15 protein-coding genes and 1 pseudogene are annotated in these 18,710 nt (G+C 36.5%); 14 read left to right on the top strand and 2 right to left on the bottom strand.

Going from position 1 to position 18,710, the window contains the following annotated elements; all coding sequences use genetic code 11:
* Positions 1-45 precede the first annotated feature (45 nt).
* The 12 genes from B9Y84_RS20605 (at position 46) to B9Y84_RS09810 (ending at position 11,739) form a co-directional block, all read left to right on the top strand.
* The gene (locus tag B9Y84_RS20605; RefSeq protein ID WP_176223764.1) at positions 46-219 is read left to right on the top strand and encodes a hypothetical protein; all 174 of its coding nucleotides are present in this window, start codon (positions 46-48) and stop codon (positions 217-219) included.
* A 206-nt stretch (positions 220-425) separates the two neighbouring features.
* The gene (locus tag B9Y84_RS09860) at positions 426-1,259 is read left to right on the top strand and encodes a hypothetical protein (protein ID WP_085516917.1); all 834 of its coding nucleotides are present in this window, start codon (positions 426-428) and stop codon (positions 1,257-1,259) included.
* Positions 1,260-1,507: 248 nt separating this feature from the next.
* Positions 1,508-1,762 carry a hypothetical protein gene (locus B9Y84_RS09855; protein WP_085516916.1) on the top strand — a complete coding sequence of 85 codons (255 nt, stop codon included), beginning with the start codon at positions 1,508-1,510 and terminating at the stop codon, positions 1,760-1,762.
* 306 nt (positions 1,763-2,068) lie between these two features.
* Positions 2,069-2,428: a hypothetical protein gene (locus B9Y84_RS09850; RefSeq protein ID WP_139827999.1), complete on the top strand. Its 360-nt coding sequence runs from the start codon at positions 2,069-2,071 to the stop codon at positions 2,426-2,428.
* A gap of 10 nt (positions 2,429-2,438) precedes the next feature.
* On the top strand, positions 2,439-2,879 hold the full coding sequence (locus B9Y84_RS09845) for an HNH endonuclease signature motif containing protein (protein WP_085516914.1): 441 nt from the start codon (positions 2,439-2,441) through the stop codon (positions 2,877-2,879).
* Between the two features lie 71 nt (positions 2,880-2,950).
* Positions 2,951-3,544: a hypothetical protein gene (locus tag B9Y84_RS09840; RefSeq protein ID WP_085516913.1), complete on the top strand. Its 594-nt coding sequence runs from the start codon at positions 2,951-2,953 to the stop codon at positions 3,542-3,544.
* Positions 3,545-3,606: 62 nt separating this feature from the next.
* A complete protein-coding gene (locus B9Y84_RS09835) occupies positions 3,607-4,641 on the top strand; it encodes a DUF4365 domain-containing protein (RefSeq protein ID WP_085516912.1) in 1,035 nt (344 codons plus the stop codon).
* 82 nt (positions 4,642-4,723) lie between these two features.
* On the top strand, positions 4,724-5,077 hold the full coding sequence (locus tag B9Y84_RS09830) for a hypothetical protein (RefSeq protein WP_085516911.1): 354 nt from the start codon (positions 4,724-4,726) through the stop codon (positions 5,075-5,077).
* Positions 5,078-5,271: 194 nt separating this feature from the next.
* Positions 5,272-8,385 (top strand): DUF7379 domain-containing protein, encoded by a 3,114-nt coding sequence (locus B9Y84_RS09825; RefSeq protein WP_085516910.1) that lies wholly within the window; start codon positions 5,272-5,274, stop codon positions 8,383-8,385.
* Between the two features lie 217 nt (positions 8,386-8,602).
* Positions 8,603-9,133 (top strand): REP-associated tyrosine transposase, encoded by a 531-nt coding sequence (locus tag B9Y84_RS09820; RefSeq protein WP_085516909.1) that lies wholly within the window; start codon positions 8,603-8,605, stop codon positions 9,131-9,133.
* A 602-nt stretch (positions 9,134-9,735) separates the two neighbouring features.
* Entirely contained in the window at positions 9,736-10,896 is a 1,161-nt protein-coding gene (locus tag B9Y84_RS09815) for an MFS transporter (protein ID WP_085516908.1), read from the top strand.
* Between the two features lie 54 nt (positions 10,897-10,950).
* On the top strand, positions 10,951-11,739 hold the full coding sequence (locus B9Y84_RS09810; RefSeq protein ID WP_085516907.1) for an Fpg/Nei family DNA glycosylase: 789 nt from the start codon (positions 10,951-10,953) through the stop codon (positions 11,737-11,739).
* Between the two features lie 6 nt (positions 11,740-11,745).
* On the opposite strand, the pseudogene B9Y84_RS09805 reads toward B9Y84_RS09810, so the two are convergent.
* Both B9Y84_RS09805 and B9Y84_RS20920 read right to left on the bottom strand, forming a co-directional pair.
* Positions 11,746-11,955, bottom strand: a pseudogene (locus B9Y84_RS09805) (helix-turn-helix domain-containing protein); the annotation flags it as partial.
* A gap of 18 nt (positions 11,956-11,973) precedes the next feature.
* Positions 11,974-12,105 (bottom strand): hypothetical protein, encoded by a 132-nt coding sequence (locus tag B9Y84_RS20920; RefSeq protein ID WP_262494118.1) that lies wholly within the window; start codon positions 12,103-12,105, stop codon positions 11,974-11,976.
* Positions 12,106-12,652: 547 nt separating this feature from the next.
* Here B9Y84_RS20920 and B9Y84_RS09800 point away from each other — a divergent pair.
* Positions 12,653-13,096: a hypothetical protein gene (locus tag B9Y84_RS09800; RefSeq protein WP_139827998.1), complete on the top strand. Its 444-nt coding sequence runs from the start codon at positions 12,653-12,655 to the stop codon at positions 13,094-13,096.
* A gap of 2 nt (positions 13,097-13,098) precedes the next feature.
* Positions 13,099-18,642 (top strand): fibronectin type III domain-containing protein, encoded by a 5,544-nt coding sequence (locus B9Y84_RS09795; protein WP_085516904.1) that lies wholly within the window; start codon positions 13,099-13,101, stop codon positions 18,640-18,642.
* Positions 18,643-18,710 lie beyond the last annotated feature (68 nt).

Below are 18,710 nucleotides of genomic sequence, written 5' to 3'. Positions count from 1 at the left end.
AAGTTGTTTCTCCGCATTGGCTATCATTAAATCCTCTTTGCTATTTTGGGCGCCTTTACTATCGGATTATCAACTGCTTATTTGATTTGGTATGCAGGTGCAGACCTTGCCATTAATTTTTCAACCATTGTGGCGGGTGAACTATTGGGGATTGTATATGGAGCCTTTTTATTTCCCTTTTATATAAAGCCAATCAAAAAAGAAGAGATAACCCACTAGCCATAAGCGCAAGAATCTTTTATGGATTTAGTTAGGTCGCATGTTTTATAAGTTTAGTCGATTATTTTGACAAATTTATATTATTTCGGTTAGCTTGTGTTAAATTAGAATGTTAAAAATGCTAGTATGCTTAGGCTATCAGCAATAGTGTAATAATAAATGTCAACAATGTCTATAGCGATGTTGTACACAATAAAAATTAAATCATGGCTAAAAATAAAACTGAATTAGAAAATAGTACTGATACTACTAAGCTGAAATGCGGAATTATTATGCCTATTGCCGAAAGCTCGGATTATCCTAAAGAACATTGGAAAGACGTTTTAACAATTTTAACGGAAGCTATTGAGGAGACTCAATTTGAATCTAGACTTGTTAGTGACGATGTGGCTATTGGTCTTATTCATGATAGAATCGTTACCAATATCTATAACGATGACATTATTGTTTGCGATGTAAGTTCTAAAAACCCTAATGTTATGTTTGAACTAGGACTAAGGCTAGCATTTGACAAACCAACTATTATCATCAAAGATGAAAAGACTGGATATTCTTTTGATACAGGCGTAATAGAGCATTTATCATATCCGTCCTCATTGAGATTTGGGCAAATAGTTGATTTTAAACAGGAACTAATCAAGAAAATTGAAGCTACTTATGATAAATCTAAGAAAGAGTCTAACTATTCTCCTTTCCTTAAGAGTTTCGGTAAAACAATTGTTCCTGCTTCAATACAGCAAACCGAAATTCCTGAAGGAAAATACATTCTGGAACAAATAGAAAGTCTTAGATACGAAATGAGAGCATTAAGATCAAGAGATATTAATGATTCAAGAAATGTTAAGAATTTCAGGGTAAATGAAAATCTAAATAAGGAAGTTTTTTATGGGCTCTTGGATAAAGTAAGGGCTAACAACAATAAAATTAATGAGAAGGATTTGTTTAACCTCCTTAGGAATGAATCTAGAAATGCAGGTATTGACATATCGCTGAGTGAATTACAAAACATGATAAACGAGTATTTATTAACAAAAAAATAAATCAAAGGGATTACAAAAGTCGCTAAAAACCCATAGGCTAATGAACTCCTTGCAAAAGGCGTCTGCGTTATATTGTTTTATAAAAGTTAACAGAGGTGAGCCTACGAATTTTGGCTTGGCTTTAATTTTCAAGCTTTCGGCTATTTATTCTATTCACATCTGCCGGGCCGGGGTTGGTATGATGATTATCCTATAGAATGGTATGAAGTTAAATTTTCTGGAATTATATCCTATATCTAGGAATTTAAATGGTTGTCAAATTAATTGTGCTTTACGGGATTTTTAAACTATTTGTACGGATAGGATATAATGAAAAGGTATATTCAGCACTTGGGGCAGTTGTATTTGCTTTCACCGCCTCTTTTCTGATAAGCATAATGGGTTGGTATATTGCCATTGACTTGAGCTCCATAATTGTTGGAGCAGTACTGGGGTCACTTTACGGAACCATTTTCTTTCCTACCTATATAAAGCCCATCAAAAAAGAAGAGCTAACCCACTAGCCATAAGCGCAAGAATCTTTTATGGATTTAGTTAGATCGTACATTTTACAAGTTTAGTCGATTATTTGGACAATTTTATATTATTTCGGTTAGCTTGTGTTAAATTGAGACTTTTAAATTGTTGATATACTAGTGCTATCGACAATAGCACAATAAAATATATCAGCAATGTTGATAGCAAATTTTAGACCTAATTAAAATAGAGTAATGACCATTTAAATGCAGCAAAGCAGGAGATATACTAAAGTAGCTGAACAATTTCCAAAATGGATAAAACATGAATCATGGTCCGAAAACCTTTTGGTCATGAGTGAGGTGAAGTGCATTTCAGATGCTTCATCAATACAAGCAGATGTCATTTCTTTAAAATCAAAAAGTAACACACTTCATGTTTATGAGATTAAAACTAATGCTACCCCCAAAACAATTAACGCAGCACTTTGGCAGCTCAAAGGGTTTTATTCCAACTACAAAACCTTAGTCATTTCAAAGGAAACCTACTATCAAATACGTAACAGTTCAGTATTTGAAACCATTACTAAATATGGTATAGGAATAATAACTTTTACGGGAGGAGACAAGCTAACCTTTAAACGGGTTAAAAGAGCAAATTATAGAGAGGGAACATATTTAGAACATTGGCCATCTATTCTGGCGGAAAGGTAATAGTGCAGATATGGCCGTAACACAGAGAATAAGGAATTTGATAAAAGCAGAAGCAGGCTTTAAATGTGCCGTGCCATTCTGTAACAATACTTCTCCTCTTCAAATACATCATATTATTCATCAAGGTGGAGGAGAAAATGGAACTGATACTGTTGACAATTTAATATGTCTTTGTTCCAACTGTCATGGCAGATATCATGCTGGTGAAATTGATAGACAAGCAATTCAGCAATACAAACGAAGGCTGGTACAAGAGGCTTACAAAGAACTAGCGCCGAATGAAGTGGGATATCTAGAAGCATTATTAGAAGGAGACAACATCGAACTGGACGCTGAAGGTGTGCGACTTGCTAGAAGACTTGAGAGGAAAGGCTATGTTACAATTAATGAAACATCTGAAGAATTGTTTCAATTAGAGATAACTGATGCCGGAAGGTCTGTTGTAGAATAAAAAAACTGCCTAACAAAACCTAAACTGCATTAAAAAGCAGTTTAGCCAAACCGTTATGCAAAACTTGATATATGAAGGATACAATAATCACAGATAAAATAATTGTTTTAAAAGACACTCTTGCTCAGATTACTCATGCCATAAATTTGACCGAAAGCACTGGAGATAATAGCCAGCTGATTTCGAACTCTATAACAATCTTAATTGCATTGATAGCTGCCTTGATCGCTTTGTATCAAGTTAAATCTAATATAATTTCGAGCTCAAGAATTACATGGATAGAAAACTTGAGAACAGCAATTAGTGAATATGTGGCTGAAGTAAATGATTGTGCAATTATCATTTGCAACGTTCATTTCAAGTGTTTGCAAAGGGATCAAGGGGAAATTGATGAGATTATTGAAGAATATTATCCTTTATATATCATTGCTTCAAGAAAAATTGATAAACTTGGTAGTAAAGTATTACTCTATCTCAATTCTGATGAAACAAATCATAAAAAAATAGAGGACATTATTACTGGTATTGACAAACAATTGCATAAGGATAAAATGTCAGACCTTGATGAAAAGAAAATAGAGGACGATATCAAAGAAATTCTCAAATCAGCAAAACTAATATTCAAAACTGAATGGGCTAAATCAAAAAAAATATTCAAAATATAAGCGGATGATCGATAATAGAAGGGAATTAACTACAATTTAATGAGACGAGCAGCAATGAAACTATGAGAGCTAATAATACAGACAGAATAGGAGTACATGCAGTTGGTTATTTAATATCTAAACAATTGAACTGGATTTTTAGAGAACAGCCAATTGTAGATGTAGGGATTGATGCTTTAATTGAAGAGGCGGTTGAAGGAAATCCCACTGGCAAATTCTTAGCGGCACAAATTAAATCTGGTACTGGAAATTTTCACGGATCTGAGAGATACTATACTTTGTATGTATCGAAAGTCCATTATAATTATTGGTTAAATTTAGACTTGCCTATAATCCTTATTGCCTATATACCCGAAACAGATGATATTTTATGGGAACTGATAAATGAGCAAAACTTACTTCCTACTGAGAAAAGATGGAAAATAGATATCCCTAAAAACAAGCCACTTAATAAAGAATCTCACACAGAATTAGCAAGAATAATTAATAGCGATTTTCAAGAAAATTTTATGAAAGATTTCTATGATGGAGAAATATCAGATCAGGAAATTGAAAAAATATTAGAATCTGTTGGATCAATTTCTAAATCAGAGGCTTGTACATTAAAAATGACTGATATTGTAAATGGTCTAGGTGAAGAAACTCGTAAAATAACTGCAAAAATTCATGAATATGTTGATCTAGGATACCATGATAGTGATCCAAGAGTAAAAAAAGTAATTAAAAGATTTTCAGCAATTTTAGTTGATGTGGCAAGGAAACTAGATCATGAAATTGATCAGTTTGCTGATTACTTTTCTGAAGGTATTAGAGCCTGTGAAAAATTGGTTATGATTTATTTTGAATTAACCCAAGATTATAAAGCTATTCAAGAATTGAATAATTCGACTCTAGGGCTAGTACCTGCAATGGATGAAGCTATCGATGGTATTAAATTCATGAGGAACGAAATATCAAGCCTTCCATCAAAATTTGCTAACTTAAAGAAAGCTAAGCAAAGATCTATTGTCACTTTGAATTCAATACTCGCAGAACATAAAGCAGCAAAAATGATGGTTGAAGATTTCAATTATCAACTAAAGAAAATCTTAGATTAGAAGGCCCAGATCCCGCCATGCTGCATGGTGGTTTGGTTATATCTTTACTTCACAATGCAAATTATTGCTAAATAAACTAAAGATGAAAAAAGGAATAATAGTAGGCTGTTTGACTGGCTTGAGCTTTATAATTTTTCAATGCATCTTCATTTACTTTAACTTTTCTTCTCCCGTGTGGTCATTGTTGATTCTATATATAGCATTAGCTCCAGTATCTCTGCTAATTTATAAATATAAAATTGACAACAATCTATCAATGGATTTAGCATTATTAGTTGCTTCTTCTGCATATGTTACCTTGATTAGTTTATTCCTGTTGGCTTTAACCACAATAGCAGACTATACTATAAGTATGATTGCCGGGGTAAGCTTTTTTTCATTGCTGTTTGGATTTATACTATCCGCTATTTCTGCTAGCCTAATAGTAAAAAAGTGAATAGTTGATTTATTTCATATTTCGTCTCCGTTCTCTCTGCGTTTTTTTGGAAATAGTTTCAAACAGACTTCTCCATTCGCCACCAGCAATAGCTCAGCTATATAGATAACAACTTACCCATTAGTAGGTATTGCAAATCTCCTCAAATAATCCCAATTTTAGTTAGTAAACTATTTTAACTAAAACCTGAGCTTATGAGACCTATTGCCTTAGATGCCCTTTCTTTTATGGCATCCCCCACCGAGAAAAAATTTATCCTATTACGATCTGAAAAAGCCGATAAAGATTTAGACTATCTTCAAAATACGGCCATTCCAAAAATTCTAAACCGCAAGGATGCGGATAAAATCATGGGGGTTTGGGGTACTTTGGGCTATGCCAATGATGATCCGGTCAATTGGGAGGGTAAGCTGTACTGCTCCAATGAAGGCAATGACGTATTCAAAGAAAAATCTACCGTAGAGGAAGAGGTAAGCCTTATCCAACAGATGTATCCTGAGCTGGATGTTAAAAATGACATAAAGGAAAAAGTCATCAATCTAAGTCAGTTAGATATTCCCTATCCTGAAATATTTGCTTTAGACGAAATCCCCAAGCTCCGATTAGACGCTTTTCTGGCTCCAGAAGAAGGAGCCTTGGCTTTTTACCAGCATCAAATAGAAAACAATGAAGCCGCAGAATTAGATTATATTATGCCAGAGGCTACGGAGGACAATAACACCAACGAACGTGATCGCCTTGTCTATCAATTCAATGCCCTTCCGCATAAAGCAATAGAGGAAGTTCCCGGAATACCGAATCGCTATCGTTTATCCACTCGCTACAAACAGGAGGAATTTATTGTGAAAGTGCTCATCTTCAAAAGGGCCTTTAGAAAACATAAGGAAAAAGACCTACCCTCCAATAGCAAAGAAATAGTAGAATTGATTGAAGATGAACTGGCTGCTTACAAAACAGGTCTTTTTGTAAAAGATCATCGGCTATTGGTCATGAAGCCCAATGGAAACTTTATCAACGCCAATTTTGGGGCTATTGATGAAAGTAAGAAAACCTTATTGCTTTTGCATGGCACCTTCGCTAGCACGAGAGGTTCATTTGGTGCGGTAAATACATGGATAAAACAATTTTTAAAGGAAGCGCAATACGAGCAGGTTATCGCTTTTGATCATCCTACCTTTTTCTGGGATGCGGAGGGCAACATCCAAAAGATGTTTTCCATGTTGAATGCGTTAGACATTCAATCCTTTGATCAGGAAGTGGATATCATTGGTACGAGTCAGGGAGGCTTGCTGGCGCAGTTTTTAGCCAATTATGAGCAAGACAGTATTAAGGTAGGGAAAATAGCTTTGGTGGCCTCTGGAAATGGCGTGGGGTATTTGTCTTTTGCCGAAGGGATGGCTTTTGGATTAAAGATGCTGAAGAAGGTCATGAGAAAGATTGGGATTGGCGCTCCTGTTGTCTTTATCGCTTCCTTATTGCAGCATTCTTTTGAATGGGTAATTAGGCAGCCAGGCATGGATGTGATGAAGCCCGGCAGCGATAGATTGCATCATATTATTTACAATACGCCTGTTCAAGCCTCTACCCGTTATCTGCCCGTGGCGGGTAATTATGAAAACAATGGATGGTGGGGAAGAAAGCTAGAGTTAGGGATTGATCTAATATTAACAGAACATAATGATTGGGTGATTAGCACTAAAAATCAATTCAGTTTACCCAGCCAATACGTGGCCATTGAAGGCTATAATCCGGCCAAATATAAAAACTACATGATCAATGATGCTCTACATGGTAGATTGATTGAAAAGGAGACTTGCCAAGAGCGAATTGAAAGCTTTTTCTTTACGGAAAAATCTGAAAAAGTAGACTATAACAAATTGAAGTCCCTGGATCATTTTGATGCGCATTGTCATTTGTTTGGCCGAAATGTGATCACGGGTCGATTGATCTTGATGTTGCTTGGTGATATTGTGGATTACCTGGATCAGGACAATCCTGATGAACAGCTGCAGCCAATTAGCACTCGCGAGGGAAATGAGAATGAACATGGCATTGGAAGGGTGATTCGAAATGTGTTCAAATACTTCTTATTCAATAAAGGCGCACGCCAAATGATGCATGATTTGGAAGAGGATTATTGGGATACCAGGGTTTCGCCCAAGACCTTCCGCTACATCCCTTTAATGTTTGATCTGGAAATGACCTTTAGGAATGACTATGATACGAATAATGCAGCTTCCGTCATTACACAAAAAATGCAGGAGTTTACGGGAAAGCATGGCGAGTTTATAGATAAAATGGATGGCTTAGTGGAGCGTTTTGAGGAGAATGATGAGTTTATATTTAATGGGGAGCGGGTAGTCAATGAAGATTCGGTACGCATTCTAAAATATGCGAAAAAAATTATCAAGAGTTTAAATCTTGTCAATTCCGATGTGTTAGCGGATGCAAAGGATTCTTTTAAAACTCAGCAAAAGGAATTAGCGCAGTTAAAAACACTATATGGTCATGACATTTTTCCATTTCTGGCAGTAGATCCGCGCAGGGAAGGCATGGCTCAGGAAGTGGAAGACAATATTGGTAAGGAAAAAGTGTTCCATGGCGTAAAGCTCTACACGCCTAATGGGTATTCACCTACTGATTTGAACTTATTTGATCCAACCAAGGCTTTTGTGCATGGTACCAGTTTATACACATGGTGTGAGGAAAACCAAATTCCTATTATGGCGCATTGCTCTGATTCAGGCTTTGCTACTTTTACGGATCGCATTCAAATTTATGGCGATTTGTGTACGCATGAGCTGGATTCCTCGAACAATGACTACACCTATCAATTAGTCTTTAAGGATAAGGAATATCATGATTTTGAGTACAACCTCTTACAAGGCGGATTTGATAAGTCCATTAAAGAAAGAGCCCATCGTTTAAACCATCCGACACTTTGGCGAAAAGTGTTAGATAAGTATCCAAATCTTAAAATTTGCTTAGCGCATTTTGGCGGGGGTAGTCATGAATGGCAAGAAGAAATAAAAAGATTGATACTGGATTTTGATCATGTGTACACAGATTTATCTTGTCAGACTGACCCTAAAATGCTAAAAACCATTGCTGACCGCTATTTTAAGACCGACACCCCTGAAAACAAGAAGCTGCAAAGCCGCATCATGTATGGCAGCGATTACTTCCTGAATATGCTGCAGGGTATTGAGTTTAAGAAATACTACGGCAATTTTAAAGCGGTATTTAGTGAGGAGCAATTGGAAAATATGTCGGTGGGGGTGGTGAAAGAATATTTGGGGATTGGTTAAGCGGATTGTAAATCCGCGGATACTAGTACGACATTACAAATGTCGAACAGAGAAAAGGTGTTGGCTATTCGACATTTGTAATGTTGAATGTAGATCGTAGGATTTGTAATCCGGCTATTTAGTATCGTAGGATTTCTAATCCGACTAAAAGAACATAGGATTTTTAATCCGGCTATTCTTAAATAGCCAATTTTAAACTTTGTAAAATAATATTTCTATGGGATTTGAATATGTGGTGAAAGATCAAGGAGCTCCCTACTTTGTGACTTTTACAGTTCACCAGTGGGTTGATGTTTTTACCAGGAAGATTTATAGTGACTTATTAATAGAAAGCATCGATTATTGTCAACAACATAAGGGGCTGAAAGTTTATGCATGGGTAATTATGAGTAATCACTGCCATTTCATTCTACAGGCCGCTGATGAAAAATTAAGTGATGTCATTAGAGACTTCAAAAAATTCACGTCTAAAAAGATATTTAAAGCCATCAAAGATAATCCGAAGGAGAGTAGAAAAGCTTGGTTACTACGAGCTTTAAGTTATAAAGACAAGATTTGGTTTTGGAAAGAAGGGTATCACGGGGAAGAAATTGTGAACTCAGATTTTTTTGAGTCGAAGCTTAACTATATTCATATGAATCCGGTAAAGGCTGGAATTGTTGAAAAGGAGGAGGATTATTTGTTAAGCAGTGCTGGGTTCTACAGTGGTTTGAGAAGTAGTAGCATTCCTATTGCTTACTATGATTAGGAAGGTAGTTCGATAATACTAAGCGGATTATAAATCCGTGGATAGTAGTTCGACATTACAAATGTCGAACAGTTGGTTACGGGTGAGTGGATTGTAGATCCTGTATAAGATTATAAATCTTGATATAGGAAGTTCGATTAAGATTATAAATCTTGAGATAGTAAGTTCGACATTGCAAATGTTGAACAGGTCGCATTTACAGGATAGCTATTCGATATTTGCAATGTCGAATTTTATTCATAGGATTTGTAATCGGTTTAAACTTGAAGTTAGAAAATATGCCTGTAGGCGTATTGAAAGCGTATCTGTTCATCGGATCATGAATCCTGTATAAGATTATAAATCTTGAGATAGGTGTTTAAGATTATAAATCTTGAGATAGTAAGTTCGACATTGCAAATGTCGAACAGCTGGTCAAACAGATGGATAGTAGTTCGACATTGCAAATTTCGAACAGCTCGGAGTTGTATCCCTCTTGTACTTTGAAATTTAGCAGAGTATAGATCCGAAGAGATAAATTCTGCTTCAAAAATATCTAACCGACAGTTGTCTCAAAATTAAAAAATACTTACTAGTCCAATAAAATTGTTTTAATTCGCACAATGAAAAATGCACGTCTATTTAAGGGCCCTTTCATTGCGCTAGCCTTTAGTGCTTTTTTATTTTTTGCTAGCTTCAATATGATCATCCCAATGCTTCCTGATTTTTTGACTAGCTTGGGTGGCGGAGAATACAAAGGACTTATTATTGCTTTATTTACCATCACTGCAGGTTTGTCAAGGCCTTTCAGTGGAAAATTAGCTGATCGAATAGGTAGGCTTCCTGTAATGATTTTTGGAGCTGTGGTTTGTTTTGTCTCTGGCCTTGCCTATCCTTTTGTAACGGGAGTAATTGCTTTTTTTGCTTTACGTTTATTGCATGGGTTTTCTACGGGCTTTACGCCCACGGGCAATGCGGCTTATGTAGCTGATATAGTACCGGTCAATCGAAGGGGAGAGGCTATGGGAATTATTGGAGTGGCGATCAGTATTGGTACTGCTACAGGCAATGTCGTAGGCGGATATATTGGGAGCGCCTTTCCCATTGATTACGTTTTCTATGCTTCAGCTGCTACCGCTATAATGAGTGTTTTAATTTTATCGGGAATGAACGAGACTCTAGCGGATAGAGTAGAATTTAATTTTGGCTTACTCAAACTCAAGAAAGACGAAATTATTGAAAAGAGAGTAATTGTCCCCGCCGTTTATATGGCATTAAGCGTCTTTTCCTTTGGCCTGGTTTTAACGATTATGCCGGACTATAGTGCACATCTAGACATTAGCAATAAAGGATTGTTTTTTGCCGTCTTTGTATTGGCTTCATTAGGGGTAAGAATTATTGCGGGTAAAATCTCAGATAAAATTGGAAGAGTTAAGGTGTTGAAGGTTTCTTCTTTTTTACTGGCTATTGCGATGGTTTTAATTGCTTTGTCTAATTCCTTAATTAGTTTAATGGGAGCAGCCATTGTATTTGGTTTAGCAATGGGGATGAATTCTCCCACAGTATTTGCCTGGGCTATAGATTTAGCCGACAGTAATAAAAGGGGTAAAGCTTTAGCTACATTATATATTTTTCTGGAGATCGGCATAGGAATGGGCGCCTTCATTTCCGGGTGGGTTTACAGCAATAATACTGCTTTTTTTGAAAGGACGTTTTTTACTGGAGCTGCTATTGCACTCTCAGCCTTTCTATTTTTAAACGTGGCTACCAAAAAAAACAAGTGAGGGAAATTGTTTCCCTGAATTCTAAACAATTCATTTTTTCTTAGTTATTAACATATGCCAGAACTACCAGAAGTAGAGAATTTTAAAAAGTATTTTGACGGTACTTCGCTAAATCAAAAAATAGTAGCTTTTGATTGTGCAGATGATCGTCTGTTGAAGCAAGCTAGGGATCTATTTTCTAATCAGTTGATAGGGAAGCATTTCGAAAGTTCGAAGCGAATAGGGAAATACTTTTTTGTAGAAACGAATGGTGACCCAACCTTAGTAATGCATTTTGGCATGACGGGTAGACTTACCTATTATAAGGATCAAGAAGACAGGCCTAAATTTGCTCATATTGTTTTCGAGTTTGAAAATGGATTTCATTTGGGTTTCGAGAATAAGCGGAAATTTGGATGGATGGATTTGACTACATCTATTGACTCTTACCAAAAAGAAAAGAAATTAAGTGATGACGCTCGGGATTTATCATGGAAGGCTTTCTATAATGCCCTTAAAAACAGGAAAACTTTCATAAAACCTGTGCTTTTAGATCAGAAGGTGGCAGCAGGCATTGGCAATTGGATGGCAGATGAAATTTTATATCAGGCTAAGATTCACCCCGAAAGTAAGATAGAAGCTATGAAAGAAAAGCAGTTGAAGTCCATTTTCGATGCAATGAAAAAAGTGATTGAGACAGCCATTGAAAAAGAAGCGGTTTACGCTGACTTTCCACAGGATTTTTTGATGCATAATCGAAGGGAAGATGGGAATTGCTACCATACTGGTGATGATATTATTAAAACAAAGGTAGGAGGAAGGGCTACATACATCAGTCCTAGCTGGCAAAAGAAGATTGATTGACTTGAATTAACTACTAACTAACTTATATCCGTAGCCGCGAATATTTAAGATTTGTAAGTCGCTATCTTTCTCCAACTTCTTTCGCAATTTGCTAATGTATACATCCATACTTCTCGCATTAAAGAAATCTGCTGAACCCCACAATTTTTCAAGTATTGTAGACCGATCGGTAAGCTCATTTTGATGCATCATAAGTTCTTTTAAAACTTCCGATTCTTTACTGGTTAAATAGGTTTAGTCTTCTTCAATTTTTAAGATTTGCTTAACGGGATGAAATTGGTATTTCCCAATTGTCATCCACTCTTGAAGAATAGGATTGCTTTTCTTTTCCAATAATGCCTTAACTCGGACAATCAATTCTTCCATGGTTCGAAAAGAATAGTTCTATGGTTAATTTTTGCCAAAAGCATATAAATCATCGATTTTAACTTATGTAAATAGATGAAACTGGCTAAAGAGTTTTTGGCTTTGGACGTTGCTATTGTGGAATATCATAAAGCTATGGCTCTGGCGACAGTGCAAATATTTTTGCTGAGGAGAACTTATTTACCTGTGGGGTTTTGAAATTCAAAAACTAGCTTTGAGTAGAAATTTTATAGCATTTACTATTTTTTGGATAACAAAGGAGCAAATGTATTGTGATGAGGTGTAAGCATACTTTTTTAATAATCCCCTAAAGTTATACTGCCGTTTAGGCTGTTAAAGCAGATTTTCTAACTTATTAGAAGTAGTATTTCAATCTTTTTGAAATTTTTTATTTGGTAGCCGATTTTAGCTTTAAATCTCTAAGTTGAATGGTTTAATGGTCTAGTGCACTGTTTTTTAAGTGACTGTGATTTTATTGTATTTTTCTCGTGGGGAATTCAGAAAAATATTTTAAATTCAAATTCTATTTAAAGAATCAATGTACCATTTGCGTTTAATTTGTCTAATATTTTTCTTTTCAGTTGGTGTTTTCTTATCCTGCACTTCTAGTAAAACTAAGAGAAAAGTTGCGGCTAATAAACAGGAAGTTGATAAAGAGTCAAAAGTAGATGCATTCTTTGCAGAGACAATTCCGCCAGAATATGCAAGGGTGAAGGCAGAAATAATTCGAGAGATCCAGCCTGATGAGGTTTCGGAAACCGGGGTTACGATTCACTTCTTAATTAAAGACGTTTTAGGTTACGGTTCAAGTTTTTCCACAACATTAAGTGATAATGATACACTTTCAGCTATTGCAAAATTTGGCTATGGCACTATTAGCAGGAATTCACTGGAATCAATGAAGTCAGGTACTATTTTTAAAGCAGAAATCGAGGGAAATCCAATAATTGCTAATCGATATACAATTTACAAATTACTTTTAACAGACTAATTATGATAAGAAGGCTACCAATACTGTTTTTTATTCTTTTTGTTTCGATGACCACCATTCAGGTTAAAGGACAGGATCAACCGAAGAATGATCAGCAACAGACACGATTTAATTACAAGAAGCTCGCACAAGATCCTAATAGTGAGTATTATAATGAAAATATAAATCAACCGAAAGATAATGTGGTTGCGAGGTTTAACTATAATTTTAGCCGGCTGAAAAATCCAAACACAGGTAAAGTTCCAAGAAATATTCGTGAAAAAGAGCTCCAGTATGTCAGGGCAGAAAGAAGTAAACTTCAAAGAAGCGATGATGACCAACTGATTTTCAAGAATGGTATCAATATAGAGGCAGCTGCAGGTGATCAAGCGACTGCTTGGGATAATAGAGGACCTTTCAATGTGGGAGGTAGAACACGAGCATTAGCCATTGATATTGACAATGAGAATATTTTACTAGCTGGTGGAGTTTCAGGAGGAATGTGGCGTTCAACAGATCAAGGTTCCACTTGGGTAAGAGCAACAACAGCAAATCAGCATCCTACTGTTACTGATATTGTTCAAGACCCTCGAACTGGTTTTCATGATACATGGTATTACAGTTCAGGAGAAAGAATTGGGGCTAGCCAAAGCGCAAGAAATGGATCAGGCTTTTTACAAGGTAATGGCGTTTACAAGTCAACAGATAATGGGGTTTCGTGGTCAGTGCTTTCTGCTACTTCTACAAATATTCCTCAAGCATTTGACACTGATTTCGACCTAATTTTTGGTGTAGACATCAATCCAACGAATGGCGATTTATTTGTAGCTACAATGGGTGGGATTTATCGTTCCACAGATGCAGGTCAATCTTTTACTGAAGTTCTTCCATCAGATTTTGATAATTTCACTGATGTGCATATCACCAGTACGGGCGTGATTTATGCTGCTCTAGATAATCAAAATGGCGAGGGTGGTATTTTTCGTACTACTGATGGCGCAGCCGGAACATGGACTGATATAACGGCACCTGGTTTTCCTTCCTCTTATAGCAGAACCGTTATTCATACTGCTCCCTCGGATGAAGATATATTATATGTCTTGTCTGACGGAACACCATCTTCACCAGTGCAACACGATTTCTGGAAATATACTTACAGTTCTGGTAATGGAACTGGAGCTGGTGGTACTTGGGAAAATAGATCTACTAATTTGCCTGCGATCGGAGGAAGTGTAGGAGATTTTAATTCTCAAGGGGGGTATGACCTTTACGTTAGAGTGCATCCCACTGATCCAGATATGGTATTTATAGGAGGGACAAATATATATAGATCAGATGATGGTTTTGCGACTAATTCAGGTGAATGGATTGCGGGCTATTCTCCGCAGAATAACGTAAGTCTTTATACTAATCATCATCCAGATCAACACAGTTTAGAGTTCTTTCCGTCTGATCCATCAAAAGCTGTTTCTGGCCATGATGGAGGTGTTTCTATTACGGATGATATATTAGCTGACAACGGTACTATTGAGCCTGTAACTTGGACTTCTTTAAATAATGGTTATCTAACTACCCAAGTTTACGCATTATCCATAGGTCCAGGAGATCAATTGCAAGCTGGTTTTCAAGATAATAGTACTTGGTTTACTAATAATACAATACCTACTGACTCATGGGTAGATGTTTTTAGTGGCGATGGATCTTACAATGCTTTCAATGATGACGGAACTATAAGATATGTTTCTTCGCAGTTGGGTAATGTTTTCAGAGTGTCTTATGCTGATGCGAATAGTAGTATCAGCACAGCGGTCGCTTCGATTTCACCAGCAGACGGACTATTTGTTGCCCCATTTGAACTCGATCCTAATAATGATCAGATCATGTATTATGCTGCGGACGAATTTTTATGGAGGAATGATGATCTTGAAAATGCTACTACTGTAGCAGGATGGACACAATTAACCAATGCTGAGGCGCTAAGTAATGTGTCAATTATGGGAGTTTCTACAATTCCTGCAAATATTGTTTATTTCGGTACAGTTGATGGTGAGGTCTATAGAATTGAAGATGCAAATGTTGGTAATCCTACAGCCACAGATATTTATACTGGAAAAGGTTTGCCTTCAGGATCTAATGTTTCAAGTATAGACGTGAATCCTTACGATGCAGATGATGTAATTATTACCTTTTCCAACTATGAGGTCAAAAGTATCTTTCAAACTTTAGATGGAGGTGACACCTGGACTGACGTAAGTGGAAACTTAGAAGAAAATGAGAACGGTTCAGGAAGCGGGCCTTCGGTTCGATGGGCTGACCGAGTTGGGAACAATGATCGGTACTTTGCCGGAACTTCTACGGGTCTTTATTCTACTACTAATTTAAATGGAACTTCCACAGTTTGGACTCAGGAAAATTTAGATGGTATAAGCAATGCTGTAGTTGAGCAGTTGAGAACAAGAAATTCAGATGGTTTAGTGGTAGTCGGAACACACGGTAATGGGTTGTTTTCTGCTACATATGAAGTAAGTCAGCCAGATGTTACTGTTAATGTGCCTATAAGTGATTTTACCGTTGAAGCAGGAGCTCCAGATGATGTAATTGATGTGAGTAATGTCTTTCAATCTAATACTAACCCTGTACAGAACGTAACGGTGACTGTTGAGAGTAACTCAAATACTACTCTTGTATCTACAGATGTTTCAGGATCTAGTTTGACCTTATCTTATCTGGGGTCTGAATTTGGTAAAGCTACAATTACATTAAGAGGAACGGATGAAAATAGCGAATCTAGCTTTTCCCAATTCATTGTGACTGTATTACCACCTCCGGTAACCAATTATCCTTATGTGCTCGATTTTGAAGATGGTGTAGCGGAAGGTTGGAGTACATCCGGAGATATGCCGTGGCTTCTAAATAGTGGTGAAACTGGATCTCCAAATACAGGTCCTGCAGTTGATAACACCCTTGGTAACTCCACTGGCAAATATTTATATAGTGAGGCATCAGACCCCGTGGTCCAAGGAGATGAGGCAATTTTAACATCTAGGGAAATTGACCTTACTGATGTGACATCTCCTAAGTTGCAATTTTATTACCATATGTTTGGATCTAACATGGGTTCATTGAAAGTACAGGTAAATGACTTAACAAATTCAACTAATACTGAGATTTTTTCAGTATCAGGTCAACAGCAAGCTTCTCAAACAGATGATTACCTAATTGCTGATTCAGAAGGCTTAGACTTATCAGACTTTATCGGTTCAATTATAGAGGTCAATTTCATTGCTACTAAGGGCAATGAATTTAGAAGTGATATAGCAATTGACGATATTGAATTTTTGGAAATTCAAGCTCCGCAAAACTTATCTGCAAGCGCTATAAACACTGAAAGCTTCCTTTTAGATTGGCAAGATGTAGCTGGTTCAGATAATTATGAAGTTTCTATTTCTTCAGATCTTTTTGCTTCTACTTTACCTGGATACGATCAATTATTAGTGAACACTAGTTCAATTGAAATTACTGGATTAGATCCAGAAACAGATTATCAAGTGAGAGTAAAGACCATAATAGGAAATTACACCTCTAATGATTCTGAAATTAGTGGAGGTGTTACAACACGTGCACTTCCTACTGCTTCAGCAGCTACGAACGTTGATTTTTATAGTTTTACCGCTAATTGGGAAACTTATGCTGGAGCTTCTTCCTATAAGATTGAGGTTTCAAATGATAATTTTGTCACCAATATATCAAGCTTTGATATGTTAGATGTAAATGGTACATCAGTGGTAGTATCGGGTTTAGCGTCTAATACCAGTTATCAGTATAGAATATCGGCCGATCTTGGTTCTGTTTTGGTCGGTCCGTCAGAAGCTATTGATGTTACAACTTTAGACGATGCTGTGATAGCACCTACTAATCTAACATTAAGTGAAAGTAATGGAGATATTGTACTAAATTGGACTGATAACTCTGACCTAGAAGATAATTATGTAGTTCAAAGAAGGGCTGGAGCTGAAACTGCCTTTTCAGAATATGCAACCGTAGGTGCTGACGTAGTGACTTACACTGATGCGAATGTGAGCGAGAATGTAACTTATATTTACAGAGTCTTTGGCAAGAATGCAGCAGATGAATCGTCATTCTCTAATCAGGAGACGATTATTTTATCTCCGCAAGTACCTACAGCGCCAAATTCTCTTGTATTAACTGAAAACGAATCGTCAATCTCATTAAGCTGGGTAGATAATTCTCTTAATGAGGCATCCTTCGTAATTGAAAGAAAAGTTAGTCCGGAAACAACTTACAGTGAGTATGAGACTTTAGGCCCAAATATTGTTTCATTTGAAGATACTGACATAGCTGTAGGTAAGACTTTTAGTTACAGAGTTTCTGCCAAAAATAGCGCAGGTAATTCAGGTTTCTCTAATGAAGAAAGTGTTACAATAGCTTCTGAAGTGCCGGTGTCTCCAAGTAGTTTAACTGGAACTGTTTCTTCGACTGGCGTGGATTTGACTTGGATAGATAATTCTGATAACGAAACAGGTATTGTAGTAAATAGAAGGGTATCTACAGAATCGGATTTTGTAAGCCTCGATACCCTTGGAGTAGATGTTACAACATTTACCGATACGTCTATTGAGTCTAATAAGATTTATTATTACAGTGTTTACGCATTAAATGGTTTAACTAATTCTGATCGTTCAAATGAAATTAACGTACTTACTTACCCTTCAGTACCAGTGGCTGGGGATGCAACACAGATCAATGGTTCAAGTTTTGTTGCAAGATGGAGTACTGAGGGAGAATCTGTCGAATATCTTTTAGATGTGACTCAAAATGACTTTGAAACTACCTTGGAGGAATATACGCTTAGGCCTGTAGCTGATACTGCAATTACGATAGAGGGACTTTCATCCTCTACGGAGTATAAATTCAGAGTGAAAGCAAAAAATACATCTGGGATATCTGATTATTCTAATGTTATTGTTGTAAACACTCTTGATGTAGCCCCAGCAGCTCCATCTGAGCTTACGTCTATACTTAATGAGTCTGCTGTTTTATTGACTTGGACTGATAATTCAGCTAATGAATCTTCTTTTGAGATTGAAAGAGCGGTTGGTGAAGGAGATTTTCAAGCCTTAACATCAGTGGATTCTAATACAACAGGTTATACTGATGATATAACAGAGTTTACAGAAGATATTTCATACAGACTATATGCAAAAAATGGAATCGGTAATTCTGAATATTCCAATACTACAGTAGTTGCCTACCAGGTTACCTCAAATGTAGAAGAGCAATTGAGCAAAACATTTAAAGTGGCTCCAAATCCTTCTACAGGCTATTTTAAGCTTTCTGTTGGTGCTAAATTCAAAATCAAATTAGTAAGAGTTACTGATCTTTCTGGAAGGTTAGTCCTGGAGAAAATGATGACAGATGAGGATAGAAGTACAGCAAAGGAAAATGAGTATAATATTGATTTATCTGACCAGTACCCTGGAGTTTATTTGGTTTACATTCAATCTTCAGAAAATCAGAACTTAATGAAGAAAGTCATTAAAGAATAAGCATTATAGCGTAAAAAGTATGTTCTACAAATCAGAAAACCGAAGAGGATAGCCTCTTCGGTTTTTTA

Origin of the sequence: Marivirga sericea (assembly GCF_900177665.1) — a bacterium.
GTDB classification, from domain to species: domain Bacteria; phylum Bacteroidota; class Bacteroidia; order Cytophagales; family Cyclobacteriaceae; genus Marivirga; species Marivirga sericea.
This window is presented reverse-complemented; position numbering and strand designations above follow the sequence as displayed.

Bases quoted from the DNA above. Each gene is read 5' to 3' on its own strand.
- B9Y84_RS09860 (WP_085516917.1), top strand. From the start codon at position 426: ATGGCTAAAAATAAAACTGAATTAGAAAATAGTACTGATACTACTAAG.
- B9Y84_RS09855 (WP_085516916.1), top strand. From the start codon at position 1,508: ATGGTTGTCAAATTAATTGTGCTTTACGGGATTTTTAAACTATTTGTA.
- B9Y84_RS09850 (WP_139827999.1), top strand. From the start codon at position 2,069: ATGAGTGAGGTGAAGTGCATTTCAGATGCTTCATCAATACAAGCAGAT.
- B9Y84_RS09845 (WP_085516914.1), top strand. From the start codon at position 2,439: ATGGCCGTAACACAGAGAATAAGGAATTTGATAAAAGCAGAAGCAGGC.
- B9Y84_RS09840 (WP_085516913.1), top strand. From the start codon at position 2,951: ATGAAGGATACAATAATCACAGATAAAATAATTGTTTTAAAAGACACT.
- B9Y84_RS09835 (WP_085516912.1), top strand. From the start codon at position 3,607: ATGAGAGCTAATAATACAGACAGAATAGGAGTACATGCAGTTGGTTAT.
- B9Y84_RS09830 (WP_085516911.1), top strand. From the start codon at position 4,724: ATGAAAAAAGGAATAATAGTAGGCTGTTTGACTGGCTTGAGCTTTATA.
- B9Y84_RS09825 (WP_085516910.1), top strand. From the start codon at position 5,272: ATGAGACCTATTGCCTTAGATGCCCTTTCTTTTATGGCATCCCCCACC.
- B9Y84_RS09820 (WP_085516909.1), top strand. From the start codon at position 8,603: ATGGGATTTGAATATGTGGTGAAAGATCAAGGAGCTCCCTACTTTGTG.
- B9Y84_RS09815 (WP_085516908.1), top strand. From the start codon at position 9,736: ATGAAAAATGCACGTCTATTTAAGGGCCCTTTCATTGCGCTAGCCTTT.
- B9Y84_RS09810 (WP_085516907.1), top strand. From the start codon at position 10,951: ATGCCAGAACTACCAGAAGTAGAGAATTTTAAAAAGTATTTTGACGGT.
- B9Y84_RS20920 (WP_262494118.1), bottom strand. From the start codon at position 12,105: ATGGAAGAATTGATTGTCCGAGTTAAGGCATTATTGGAAAAGAAAAGC.
- B9Y84_RS09795 (WP_085516904.1), top strand. From the start codon at position 13,099: ATGATAAGAAGGCTACCAATACTGTTTTTTATTCTTTTTGTTTCGATG.